Below are 13,484 nucleotides of genomic sequence, written 5' to 3'. Positions count from 1 at the left end.
GCTAGTCAATGATCATTTTATTGCGTTAGAACAATTTTTTTACCGATTTTGTCGAGTCTGTGAACTATGTATTCAACAATCGACGTAATATCTTCAATAAACATGATGCAACCACTGTATGTTAGGGTTTGTTTTTGTAATAATGCATTAGTTTTGTCACCATGCAATATTCAGAGGATTATGCTCCTATGGCGGAAATTGAGAATCGCCCAAGTAACTTTATTAGAACGCGTATCGACGAAGATCTAGCAAGCGGTAAGCATGCGTCTACACACACGCGTTTTCCACCAGAACCAAACGGTTTTTTACACATTGGTCATGCAAAGTCTATTTGTTTGAATTTTGGTATCGCCCAAGATTATCAAGGTCTTTGTAACTTACGTTTTGATGATACGAATCCAGAAAAAGAAGACATCAACTACGTAAATTCGATTAAAGAAGATGTGCAGTGGTTAGGTTTCCAGTGGGATGGTGAAATTAAATATTCATCTAACTATTTCGATGCGTTATACGGCTATGCTGTTGAGCTTATCGAAAAAGGCCTAGCGTATGTGTGTTTCTTATCGCCAGATCAAGCCCGTGAATACCGTGGTACTTTAAAAGAGCCGGGTAAAAATAGCCCACACCGTGATACGCCAGTTGAAGAAAACCTAGCGCTATTCGAAAAAATGCGTAATGGTGAGTTCAAAGAGGGCGAATGTGTACTGCGTGCTAAAATCGATATGGCAAGCTCATTCATGGTATTGCGTGATCCAATTTTATACCGTGTACGTTTTGCTCATCACCACCAAACAGGTGACAAGTGGTGCATTTACCCAATGTACGACTTCACGCACTGTATTTCAGATGCGCTAGAAGGTATTACACATTCATTATGTACGCTTGAGTTCCAAGATAACCGTCGCTTATACGATTGGGTATTAGATAACATCAGCCTTGAGTGTCATCCGCAACAAATCGAGTTCTCACGATTAAATCTTGAGTACACCATTATGTCTAAGCGTAAATTAAACGACTTAGTAGTAAATGGTCATGTTGAAGGCTGGGACGACCCACGTATGCCAACGATTGCTGGTCTACGTCGTCGTGGTTATACACCTGCATCAGTGCGTGAGTTCTGTTCTCGTATCGGTATCACTAAACAAGAAAACATGGTTGAAATGGGCATGCTAGAAGCTTGTATCCGTGAAGACCTAAATGAACATGCACCTCGTGCAATGGCTGTTCTTGATCCGGTGAAGATTGTTATCGAAAACTATGACGCAGATAAAGTAGAAACATTGTCTGTAGCAAATCACCCGAATAAAGAAGAGATGGGTCGCCGTGACGTACCTTTCACTCGTGAACTTTATATCGAGCGTGAAGACTTCCGTGAAGAAGCAAACAATAAGTTTAAGCGTTTAGTTCTTGATAAAGAAGTACGTTTACGTGGTGCGTATGTAATTAAAGCTGAGCGCGTTGAAAAAGACGAAAACGGCGAAATTACAACTATCTTCTGCTCTTACGATCCTGAAACTCTGGGTAAAAACCCAAGTGATGGCCGTAAAGTTAAAGGTGTAATTCACTGGGTATCAGCGAGTGAATCTATCACAGCTGAAGTTCGTTTATACGACCGTTTATTTAACGTGCCAAACCCAGCGGCAGCAGAAGACTTTAACGCAACACTAAATCCTGAATCACTTGTGGTTCTTGAAAATGCGAAAGTTGAGCCGTCACTTGCAAATGCACAAGCAGAGCAGGGCTTCCAGTTTGAGCGTACAGGTTACTTCTGTCGTGATAGCAAAGCAGAAACCTTAGTATTCAATCAAACTGTGGGTCTTCGTGATTCATGGGCGAAGATTGAACAAAAGGGCTAATACCTAATCTACTAAGTTTCTAAGCTTAATAAAAAACCCTTTCACTTTTAAAGTGAAAGGGTTTTTTATAACTATTAAAAGCGATTAGAAATAACCGCGAATACCTAAGCTGAAATTACGACCTGGTAGTGGTGCTTTTTCTTTAATGAATGAGCTGTGTACGAAACCAAGTTCATCGGTTAAGTTGTCAACATTGATGTAAAGCTGTGTATCAACAGGACCTAAGTCAAGTTGGTAGTTAGCTGATGCATCAAATAGGGTATAGCCGTCAGTTTTTGTCTCGTAAGCAGTAATGTCAGACTGCTCAAAATAATGAGTACCGGTTAGGCTAAACTTCCAATCAGACACTGTGTACTGTAATTCAGAACCCAGTTTATTAGCCGGAATACGAGGTAAGTAACCTTCATCATCTTTTAGCTTAGCCGTTGTTGAATCACCAAACACTTTAACTAACGCACTTGGCGTCACTTGATAATGTACGTCAAATTCAATACCGTATAATTTCGCATCTTTACTTGTGAATTGGTAAACCGCCATTGCATCTTCATCTGCATCAGCTGCTGATTCTAAGCCATGCTCTTCATCAAAAACTAAACCGGTATTTTGCTGGTAGTAGTAGTTTTCAATGTCGTTATAGAAGAAGTTAACTGTGTAACCAAAGTCACCAATAAAACGACGGAAACTTAAATCAAAGTTCGTTGCAGTTTCTTGCTTGATATCTTCTGGCTCAAAATGAATTTCGCCATCTTCAATATGATAACCAAGGCCTAGCTCATAAGTACCTGTTGCGATATGAATACCGTTTGAAAGTAATTCAGCACTTAGCGGCGCACGTTCTGAACGTGATACACTCAGAGCAACACTTTGGCCTTCTTGATATTGCCAAATTGCACCTGCAGATAAGCTTAGGTTTGTGAAATCTTCACTGTAGTTAATGATTTCAGTTTTTTCTTCGTCATGGTGCTCTTCTTCCTCTTCATGATCGTGATCATGAAGATGCTCAGCCATGCTTACAGCAGAATCGATTTGATAATCTTCAAGGCGTGCACCTAGCTCAATGGTCACATCACCAAACTGGCGCTCTTCAAGAACGAATAACGCGTTTGTTTTAGTGACACTTGCTGGCGTAAAGGCTTCTTCACCATCTGCATCATAGTCAGACTCAGTGTAGTGATAACCAGCCATACCGTGCCAAAGACCTAACTTGTGCTCAACGGTTGCACGTGCTTCGGTTGTTTTGTTTGTAAACACGGTGCCCACTGCACCATCTTCAATTTCAGCGTGTTTGTAGTCTGTGTAGCCAACGCGTAGTGAGATATTTTCAATCCAGTTATCATGAAGTGCATAGCTCATGTAGCCTTGCCAGCGGTCTTGCTCTAGCTGTGCAAATACTGATTCTTCGTGCTCTTCTTCACCTTCATGTTCGTCATGATCTTCCTCTTCTTCATGATGATGATGCTCATGAGCAGGAATACCGTAATCTGTTTCGATGCGGCCGAATGACACACCTAGCGTTAGGTGATCGCCCACGTAACTAGTACCAAAGTTAACTGTTTGGCTATCGATAAAGGTGTTTTCTACGCTGTTAGCTGTTTCGTGTTCTTCATGCTCTTCACCTTCATGCTCCTCGTGCTCTTCATGTTCCTCAGGAAGCTCAAAGTTCGGTGTGTCGTAATCGTGACCTTTGCGCTTAGTACCGTCAAAATGGAAGTTGAAACCATCGTTACCGGTTTCAAGTTTTGCAGCATAGGTGTTGGTATTAGATACTGTATCGTGTGTATATTGAGCAGCACCGGTTAAAGACTCGATGTTATCGGTAGGAATACGGTTATCAACAACGTTCACCACACCACCGATAGCGCCAGAGCCATAAAGTAGAGTAGCAGGGCCGCGAAGTACTTCGATTTGCTCTGCTGCTAGGCTGTCATTTGATGTTGCGTGGTCAGGGCCTATACGAGATGCATCACTGCTATCAAGGCCATTTTGGGTGATCTTCACACGCGGACCATCTAAACCACGAATAATTGGGCTTGATGAAACTGGGCCAAAGTAGCTAGCATTAACGCCCGGTAAACCTTTTAGTGTTTCGCCTAATGTCGGTTTTGCTTTGTCTTTTAACTCATCACCGGCTAAAACATTCACAGGCGAAATCATTTCAAGACTATTTTTATGAAGCGCTGATGCATAAACAACAACCGTTTCAACTGAGGTTGGTGTAAGCGTAACCACAACATTTTGGTCTTCGCCATTAATAGCAATACGCTTATCGATGAAATTGTTTTTACTGATGTGAAGCTGACCTTTATTGTCTACATCAATTTTAAACTGACCTTGTTTGTCAGTCACAACGCTTTGTGATTTGCCGTGTACATGTATTTCAGCATTGCTGATAGGTTGTTGGTTTTTATCTAATACTTGACCTGTGATCACAGCAGCCATTGTTGATTGAGAAAACAGCGCAGCGGCAACAGCACTAGAAAGAATTGAAACTTGTTTCATCATTACTACTTCTAAGTTTGTTGTTGAGTGTTGCGTTATATTATAACGCTGAAAATATTAATCGCAATAACGTTATACTATAACTTTACCTATACCTTAACCCTAAGTCGCGATTTTATCACCATACACTATACTTAGACTGTTACACTGAGATGGCTGAATCTTATGTCTGATAAAAATAGGGTATTCAAAGCAAATTTTACTATTGCTGATTTAAGAGAGCATCGTAATCACAAAGAGGTGTTTACCACTGCTTGTGACCGTCGTGAAAGCTATCAACACTTTGTACTCAAGCTTTTAAGTTATTGCTTATTTTCACACAACGAAACAGCCATATTGAATGCAAGGTTCAGTCATGCTGAACCGGATGTGTCAATAAAAGCGCTTGATGACCACTATCAAACATGGCTTGCTGTTGACCAACCGGATATTGTGCAGCTTAATAAAATCGCGAAGCGGGTTGATGAACTGTGGGTCGTGACAACCTTAAACAACGACTGGCTTAAAGAAAATGAACACCAGTTGGAACTTATTAATAATGGTCATTTAATTGCGTTTGATAACAGCTTTATTGAGGAATTAGCGAGTCATCTAACTAAAAATCTGCAGTGGGATGTTACGATTGATCAGCAAATGGTGAGTGTGTCAGATAAAGAAAATTTCTACCAAACGAGTAAGCTTATTTGGCATTAAAGCTCAATTTTTACCTTGCCATTGGGTTTACTACAACACAGCAATACTTCACCAGTTCTAACAAAAGCAAGCGGCTCTTGATTGTAGCTCACATCACCTTCGACTAATTTTGCACGGCATGCGCCACAATAACCTTCACGGCATTGGTAGGGGACATCTATTTTGTGTTGTTCTAGGCATTCAAGGAGAGATGAACAGCCAGAATCAAATTCAAGATTCTGGCTGTCTGTTCCTGCAAGGATAACCTCTGCAGTGGTGTTTGAGCTCATTACAGGTCGAAATCACCAAAGTCAGATGCATCAACTTGAGAGTCAATTTGACCAACAAGGTAAGAGCTGATTTCAGCTTCTTGTGGAGCAACTTGAACGTTGTCAGATACTAACCAAGAGTTGATCCACGGAATAGGGTTACTCTTACTTTCGAACTGTGCTGGTAGGCCTACCGCAGTCATACGTGCATTAGTTATGTATTCAACGTATTGGCATAAGATATCTTTGTTAAGACCAATCATAGAACCATCCTTGAACAGGTATTCTGCCCAATCTTTTTCTTGTTCTGCTGCTTCAACAAACATCTGAATTGCTTCTTCACGACATTGTGCTGCAACGATTGCCATTTCTGGGTCGTCTTTACCTTCTTGCATAATGTTCAAGATGTGCTGTGTGCCAGATAAGTGTAACGCTTCATCACGGGCGATTAGCTTGATGATTTTTGCGTTACCTTCCATTAATTCACGCTCAGCGAAAGCAAATGAACAAGCAAAGCTTACATAGAAACGAATCGCTTCTAAGATGTTAACCGACATCATTGCTAGGTAAAGTTGCTTTTTAAGGTCAAATAAACTGACTTTAACTTCTTCACCGTTGATCACATGTTTACCTTCACCATATAGGTTGTAAACAGAAATCATGTTAATTAAATCATCGTAGTACTTAGTTACCGCATCAGCACGCTCACTGATTTTCTCGTTGCTTACGATATCGTCAAAGATAAGTTCAGGAGATTGCGTAACGTTACGAATAATGTGCGTGTATGAACGGCTGTGAATGGTTTCACTGAACGCCCATGTTTCAATCCAAGTTTCTAACTCAGGAATAGACACAATAGGTAATAACGCAACGTTAGGTGAACGGCCTTGTACACTATCAAGAAGCGTTTGATATTTTAAGTTACTTAAAAATATGTGCTTTTCGTGTTCTGGTAACGCTTGGAAGTCAAGACGGTCTTTACTTACATCAACTTCTTCAGGACGCCAAAAGAACGAAAGTTGCTTTTCGATTAGCTTTTCGAAGATAGGGTACTTTTGTTGGTCGTAACGTGACACGTTTACCGTTTGGCCGAAAAACATCGGTTCTTGTAATTGGTTATTATGATTTCGGCTAAAAGTTGTATATGACATAGTGATTTCTCAAAAAACAGTCAGGACAAAGCGGGCTAATGAGCCCGCTTTTGTTATGTTATTAATTTAATTAGATTTTACAAGCGCCGCCTGCACAACCGTCATCTTCTACCTCTGGTGTTAACTCATCTTGAGAGTCTGATGCACCATCACGTGTGTTGTGATAGTACAGGGTTTTAACACCAAGTTTATACGCAGTCAGTAGGTCTTTTAATAGCACCTTCATAGGTACTTTACCGCCTTCGTACTTAGATGGATCATAGTTAGTGTTTGCAGAGATCGTTTGGTCAACGAATTTTTGCATAATACCAACCAGTTGTAGGTAACCATCGTTTGAAGGAATATCCCACAGTAGCTCGTAGTTATCTTTCAGATTCTCATAATCTGGCACTACTTGCTTTAAGATACCATCTTTACTTGCTTTAACGCTGATATGACCACGTGGTGGCTCGATACCATTTGTCGCGTTAGAGATTTGCGATGATGTCTCTGAAGGCATAAGGGCAGATAGCGTTGAGTTACGCATACCGTGCTCTTTAATGCTCTCGCGTAATGAATCCCAATCTAAGTGAAGAGGCTCATCACAGAACTGATCTAGGTCACGTTTGTAAGTATCTGTTGGCATAATGCCTTGAGAATACGTTGTCTCGTTAAATTTAGGACACGCACCACGTTCTTTCGCTAACTCATTTGATGCTTTCATTAGGTAATATTGAATTGCTTCAAATGTCTTGTGAGTTAGTGCGTTTGCGCTGCCATCTGAGTAACGCTTACCATTTTTCGCTAAGTAGTACGCGTAGTTAATAACGCCAATACCTAGCGTACGACGACCCATAGTTGCGTTTTTAGCTGCAGGAACAGGGTAGTCTTGGAAATCAAGTAAGTTATCAAGAGCACGTACTGCAAGTTCAGCAAGCTCTTCTAATTCGTCAAGTGACTCAATTGCACCTAAGTTAAACGCCGACAGCGTACAAAGTGCAATTTCACCTTCTTCATCCATTACATTGCTAAGTGGCTTAGTTGGTAATGCAATTTCTAAACATAAGTTAGATTGACGAATTGGTGCCACAGTCGAGATGAATGGGCTGTGCGTATTACAGTGGTCAACGTTTTGTAAGTAGATACGACCTGTGCTGGCACGCTCTTGTGCAAACATTGAGAATAACTCAATCGCCTTAATACGTTTTTTACGAATTGACTCGTCTTGCTCGTATTTGATGTATAGCTCATCAAACTTCGCTTGATCTTCAAAGAATGCATCGTATAGACCCGGTACATCTGATGGGCTAAATAATGTGATGTAATCGTCTTTGATTAAACGGCTATACATTAATTTGTTGAACTGCACACCGTAGTCAAGGTGACGAACACGGTTATCATCAACACCACGGTTGTTCTTAAGAACAAGTAGGTTTTCAACTTCTAAGTGCCAAAGTGGGTAGAACAGCGTTGCTGCGCCGCCACGAACACCACCTTGTGAACAGCTCTTAACTGCTGTTTGGAAGTGCTTATAAAACGGAATACAACCTGTATGGTACGCTTCGCCGTTACGAATAGGGCTACCAAGGGCACGGATGCGACCGGCATTAATACCAATACCTGCACGTTGCGAAACATATTTAACAATCGCAGACGATGTTGCATTAATAGAATCTAGGCTATCACCACATTCAATAAGTACACATGAGCTGAACTGACGTGTAGGGGTACGTACACCTGCCATGATAGGTGTCGGTAATGAAATTTTGAATGTAGATACTGCATCATAAAAACGCTTGATGTAATCAAGGCGTGTCTCTTTTGGATAATCAGAGAATAAGCTTGCAGCCACTAAGATATATAAAAACTGTGCACTTTCGTAGATTTCACCAGTAACACGGTTTTGAACTAAATACTTACCTTCAAGTTGCTTTACAGCAGCGTAGCTGAAGTTTAAGTCACGGTTGTGATCGATGTAAGCGTCTAACTCGTCAATTTCTTGCTCGGTATAATCAACAAGTAGGTGCTGATCATAACGCTTGTCTTCAACTAATTTGGTGATGTGATCGTATAAGCGTGGCGGCTCAAATTGACCGTACGCTTTTTTACGTAAATGGAATACAGCTAAGCGAGCAGCTAGGTATTGGTAATCAGGCGTATCTTTAGAGATCTGATCAGCTGCAGCTTTGATGATTGTTTCATGAATGTCATCGGTACGAATGCCGTCATAAAATTGAATGTGTGATTTTAATTCAACTTGTGAGACAGACACATTCTCTAGACCTTCTGCGGCCCAAGCGATCACGCGATGGATCTTATCTAGATCAAGTGACTCTTTACGGCCGTCACGTTTGCTTACAGATAGCTGTTGGTTCATAGTTTTGCCTGTATTCCTTGGGAAATTTTAGTTGTAAGACAAAGGTATTCTTTAATGTAATTATTATTATTCAACACCAAGATAAACTAATTGAATAACATTTAGCCACAATATCTGGTGTTGTTTAAATTGCAGATCACAAGATAGTGTGGTCTGAGTTGTTTTGCAAGGGATAGAATTGCCCCAATTTGTGGATAACTATTGGATAAGCGCATTGTGTTAGTAACCATTAACCTTTGAACATTCATAGACGACGAAATTTGTAGAAATCAACAAAAGATCCAGAAAATTTACCGTTTTGAAAAATAAATTTTGACTGATTTTTTTATCATCAATGAATGCTCAAAAGTAAATCAAATCACAACATATGGTGTTTCAGTTATCAAATAACACTATATATGGTTGAAACCATCAATCGGCGTTTGCCAATTGAAATCCGCTTGCCAGCTAAGTGCAGCGTCTACACTGGGTATATAACCCCATAACGCTGTTGCGCTATACATGTTGGCTGCTTTTGCTGCTTGAATATCACGTTCAGCATCACCGATATATAAACAACGGCTTGGATCAACATCTAAGATCTCAGCAGTGTGTAATAGTGGATCCGGTGATGGTTTTGACACAGCTAATGTATCGCCACTCACAACTGCCTTTGCATCACGCAAAGAGGGAATAGCTTGCACTAAGGGCTCAGTTAAAAAGCCGGGCTTATTAGTCATAATGCCCCACTTAATATTGTTTTGCTCAAGTGCAATTAAAAGCTGTTCGATGCCGTTGAAGCATTTACTGTGCACAGCAATATCTTCGGCGTAATAGTCAAGAAGCTGCTGGCGCAAGGCGAGTTGTTCAAGTTCGGGCCATTTATCCCCAAACCCTACTTCTAATAATGCATTTGCACCGTTAGACGCAACAGGGCGATAAACATGCTCAGCAACAGGCGCCACATTGGCGTCTGCTAACACGCGGTTTAATGCACCACCTAAGTCATCCGCGGTATCGAGTAGTGTGCCATCTAAATCAAAGATAAACGCATCAAAATCGATAGAGGGTGTTTGCACACCACTCATTAGGCTAGTTTCTCAAAGTGCAGGATGTAATTAACACTTACATCATCATTTAAGCTGTACTGCTTAGAAAACGGGTTATAGTGAAGGCCGGTACTGGCGCGTACTTTTAATCCTGCTTCTTCTGCCCATGCAATAAGCTGCGCAGGTTTGATAAACTTTTTATGGTCATGCGTACCTTCAGGCACCATTTTTAAAAGCTTTTCAGCACCGACAATAGCAAACAAGTAGGCTTTTGGTGTTTTATTTAATGTTGAAAAGAACACATCAGCGCCCGGTTTAGCAAGGTCTGCTACAGCACGAATAATAGAAGCAGGGTCTGGAACATGCTCAAGCATTTCCATACAAGTCACTACATCAAAGCGAGCAGGGTGCTCAGCAGCGAATTGCTCTGCAGGTACTTTTATATAATCAACAGGTACGCCTGTTTCTAAACTATGTAACTTAGCAACGGTAAGTGGCTCTTGGCCCATATCGATACCGGTTACTTTAGCGCCCATACGTGCCATACTTTCACTTAAGATGCCGCCACCACAGCCAACATCTAAGGTTTCCTTATCAAATAAGCCGCCTACTTTATCAGCGACAAAATCCAAACGTAGAGGATTTATTTCATGAAGGGGTTTGAACTCCCCGTCGCGGTCCCACCAACGTTCTGCGATGGCTTCAAACTTTGCAATTTCTGCATTATCTACATTTTGATGCTCGGTCATAAAAAACTTCCTCGTTAATCTGAGGCCATTATATAGGGGGAAATTAATAAATCGCAAAGATTTAGCGCCTGTAAATCTAAATAAATTGTGTTAGCATGGTCTGGAAATAATAACTAAAGCTCTTAAGACGGCGGTTTGCCTCTTAATGAGTCAATACTGAAGGAATGTGAAATCAAATGACTGATCTCGCCAATGAAATTCTGCCAGTCAATATTGAAGATGAATTAAAAAACTCCTACCTTGATTACGCGATGAGTGTAATCGTAGGACGTGCATTGCCAGACGTACGTGACGGCTTAAAGCCAGTTCACCGCCGCGTTTTATTTGCAATGAACGAACTCAATAATGATTGGAATAAACCTTACAAGAAATCAGCACGTGTTGTTGGTGATGTAATCGGTAAGTACCACCCACATGGCGACAGCGCGGTATATGACACCATCGTTCGTATGGCGCAGCCTTTCTCATTACGCTACATGCTTGTTGACGGCCAAGGTAACTTTGGTTCTGTTGACGGTGACTCTGCGGCAGCAATGCGTTATACGGAAGTCCGTATGGCGAAAATGTCACATGAATTATTAGCTGATTTAGAAAAAGAAACGGTTGATTACGTACCGAACTATGATGGTACTGAGCAAATTCCTGATGTATTACCTACAAAAGTACCTAACTTATTAGTAAATGGTTCTTCGGGTATCGCGGTTGGTATGGCGACGAACATTCCACCTCATAACTTAACAGAAGTTATCAATGGTTGTTTAGCGCTTATTCAAAACCCTAATATGTCAATTGCTGACCTTATTGAATATATCCCAGGTCCGGATTTCCCGACTGCGGCGATTATCAATGGTAAAAAAGGCATTGAGCAAGCGTACTTAACCGGTCGTGGTAAAGTATATATCCGCGCTCGTGCTGAAATCGAAGTTGACGAAAAAACCGGTCGTGAAACAATCATCGTTCACGAAATTCCTTATCAAGTTAACAAAGCACGCCTAATCGAAAAGATCGCAGAGCTTGTTAAAGATAAGAAGATCGAAGGTATTAGTGCACTACGTGATGAATCAGATAAAGACGGTATGCGTATCGTTATCGAAATCAAACGTGGTGATGTTGGTGAAGTAATCTTAAACAACCTATATGCACAAACTCAGTTACAAACTGTGTTTGGTATGAACATGGTTGCACTTGATAACAACCAACCTAAGTGTTTCAACTTAAAAGAAATGCTTGAAGCGTTTATCGTACACCGTCGTGAAGTTGTTACACGTCGTACTGTATTCGATTTACGTAAAGCCCGTGACCGTGCTCACACGCTTGAAGGCTTAGCGATTGCACTTGCGAATATCGACCCAATTATCGAGCTTATTCGTAAGTCACCAACACCAGCAGAAGCAAAAGCGGCACTAACAGCGCGTTCTTGGGAATTAGGCACTGTTAAAGCAATGCTTGAAAAAGCAGGTGAAGATAACGTAGCACGTCCTGATTGGTTAGCGGCTGATTTAGGTATCCGTGACGGTCAGTACTATTTATCTGAGCAACAAGCACAAGCAATTCTAGACTTACGTTTACACAAACTAACAGGTCTTGAGCATGAGAAGATCTTAGACGAGTATCAAACACTTCTTGATCTAATTGCTGAGCTTTTACACATTCTTTCAAGCCCAGAGCGTTTAATGGAAGTTATCCGCGACGAGCTAGTAGAAATTAAAGAGCAATATGGTGACGAACGTCGTACTGAAATCAGTGCAGCAGCTCACGATATTAGCCTTGAAGACCTAATCAATGAAGAAGACGTTGTTGTAACGCTTTCTCACGAAGGTTACGTTAAGTATCAACCATTATCGGATTACGAAGCACAGCGTCGTGGTGGTAAAGGTAAGTCAGCAACGAAGATGAAAGATGAAGACTTCATCGAACGTCTATTAGTTGCAAATACCCACGATACAATCTTATGTTTCTCAACAGCAGGTCGCTTATACTGGTTGAAAGTATATCAGTTACCATTAGCAAGCCGTGCAGCGCGTGGTAAGCCAATTGTTAACTTATTACCTCTTGAAGCTGATGAGCGTATTACTGCTATCTTACCAGTACGTGAGTACGAAGAAGATAAATACATCTTCATGGCAACTGCGTTTGGTACAGTTAAGAAAACACCACTTACAGCATACAGCCGTCAACGTGCGAGCGGTATCATCGCAGTTAACCTAAATGAAGGCGATAGCCTAATTGGTGTTGATATCACTGATGGCACGAATGAAATCATGCTATTCACTGATGCTGGTAAAGTTGTTCGCTTTAAAGAAGCAGAAGAGTCAGCAGTTGTTGATGAAAACGGTAACCCAGTTCTAGACGAAAACGGTAACCCAGAAATCCGCTTCAAAGGTGTACGTCCAATGGGTCGTACAGCAACAGGTGTTCGTGGTATTAAGATGGCTGACGACCAACGCGTTGTGTCGTTAATCGTACCTAAGTCAGATGGCGCAATCCTAACTGTGACAGAAAACGGTTACGGTAAGCGTACAGCACTTGAAGACTACCCATCGAAGAGCCGTGCAACACAAGGTGTTGTATCAATCAAAGTAAGCGAACGTAATGGCGCTGTGGTTGGTGCAGTACAAGTTGACGATAACGACGAAATCATGATTATCTCGAATCGCGGTACCTTAGTACGTACCCGTGTAAACGAGGTTTCTACGGTTGGTCGTAATACTCAAGGCGTTATTTTGATACGAACTATTGACGAAGAGCAAGTAGTTGGTTTACAACGTATCGAAGAAATCGAAGTTGATGAGCTAGAAGCCATCGAAGGCGAGGCCGTTGAAGTAGTCGATACCAATACTGAAGAAACGGGTGATAACCCACCTTCAGAATAACATTGATTTAAAAAGCGGCTTCGGCCGCTTT

Annotated in this window: 9 protein-coding genes; 3 read left to right on the top strand and 6 right to left on the bottom strand. The window is 41.3% G+C overall.

Annotated elements, in window-relative coordinates; translation table 11 throughout:
* Positions 1 to 188 precede the first annotated feature (188 nt).
* Positions 189 to 1,856, top strand: a complete 1,668-nt coding sequence (gene glnS, locus AOG27_RS02095; RefSeq protein WP_054551362.1) for a glutamine--tRNA ligase — start codon at positions 189 to 191, stop codon at positions 1,854 to 1,856.
* Positions 1,857 to 1,940: 84 nt separating this feature from the next.
* On the opposite strand, the gene AOG27_RS02090 is transcribed toward glnS, so the two are convergent.
* Positions 1,941 to 4,355: a TonB-dependent receptor gene (locus AOG27_RS02090; RefSeq protein ID WP_054551361.1), complete on the bottom strand. Its 2,415-nt coding sequence runs from the start codon at positions 4,353 to 4,355 to the stop codon at positions 1,941 to 1,943.
* A gap of 165 nt (positions 4,356 to 4,520) precedes the next feature.
* On the opposite strand from AOG27_RS02090, the gene AOG27_RS02085 reads away from it, so the two are divergent.
* Positions 4,521 to 5,048 (top strand): YaeQ family protein, encoded by a 528-nt coding sequence (locus AOG27_RS02085; RefSeq protein ID WP_054551360.1) that lies wholly within the window; start codon positions 4,521 to 4,523, stop codon positions 5,046 to 5,048.
* On the opposite strand, the gene yfaE is transcribed toward AOG27_RS02085, so the two are convergent.
* From yfaE to ubiG, 5 genes are all read right to left on the bottom strand, one after another.
* Positions 5,045 to 5,317 (bottom strand): class I ribonucleotide reductase maintenance protein YfaE, encoded by a 273-nt coding sequence (gene yfaE / locus AOG27_RS02080; RefSeq protein ID WP_054551359.1) that lies wholly within the window; start codon positions 5,315 to 5,317, stop codon positions 5,045 to 5,047. The genes AOG27_RS02085 and yfaE overlap by 4 nt on opposite strands.
* Positions 5,317 to 6,447 (bottom strand): class Ia ribonucleoside-diphosphate reductase subunit beta, encoded by a 1,131-nt coding sequence (gene nrdB, locus AOG27_RS02075; RefSeq protein WP_054551358.1) that lies wholly within the window; start codon positions 6,445 to 6,447, stop codon positions 5,317 to 5,319. Before nrdB ends, yfaE begins: the two co-directional genes overlap by 1 nt.
* Before the next feature lie 70 nt (positions 6,448 to 6,517).
* The gene (gene nrdA / locus AOG27_RS02070; protein WP_054551357.1) at positions 6,518 to 8,803 is read right to left on the bottom strand and encodes a class 1a ribonucleoside-diphosphate reductase subunit alpha; all 2,286 of its coding nucleotides are present in this window, start codon (positions 8,801 to 8,803) and stop codon (positions 6,518 to 6,520) included.
* A 392-nt stretch (positions 8,804 to 9,195) separates the two neighbouring features.
* The gene (locus tag AOG27_RS02065) at positions 9,196 to 9,870 is read right to left on the bottom strand and encodes an HAD family hydrolase (protein WP_054551356.1); all 675 of its coding nucleotides are present in this window, start codon (positions 9,868 to 9,870) and stop codon (positions 9,196 to 9,198) included.
* A complete protein-coding gene (gene ubiG, locus AOG27_RS02060; protein ID WP_054551355.1) occupies positions 9,870 to 10,580 on the bottom strand; it encodes a bifunctional 2-polyprenyl-6-hydroxyphenol methylase/3-demethylubiquinol 3-O-methyltransferase UbiG in 711 nt (236 codons plus the stop codon). The genes AOG27_RS02065 and ubiG overlap by 1 nt, the downstream gene beginning before the upstream one ends.
* Positions 10,581 to 10,756: 176 nt before the next feature.
* Between ubiG and gyrA the strand changes: the two genes are divergently transcribed.
* The gene (gene gyrA / locus AOG27_RS02055; RefSeq protein ID WP_054551354.1) at positions 10,757 to 13,453 is read left to right on the top strand and encodes a DNA topoisomerase (ATP-hydrolyzing) subunit A; all 2,697 of its coding nucleotides are present in this window, start codon (positions 10,757 to 10,759) and stop codon (positions 13,451 to 13,453) included.
* Positions 13,454 to 13,484 lie beyond the last annotated feature (31 nt).

Origin of the sequence: Pseudoalteromonas lipolytica (genome assembly GCF_001306915.1) — a bacterium.
In the GTDB taxonomy this organism is placed as follows: domain Bacteria; phylum Pseudomonadota; class Gammaproteobacteria; order Enterobacterales; family Alteromonadaceae; genus Pseudoalteromonas; species Pseudoalteromonas simplex.
This window is presented reverse-complemented; position numbering and strand designations above follow the sequence as displayed.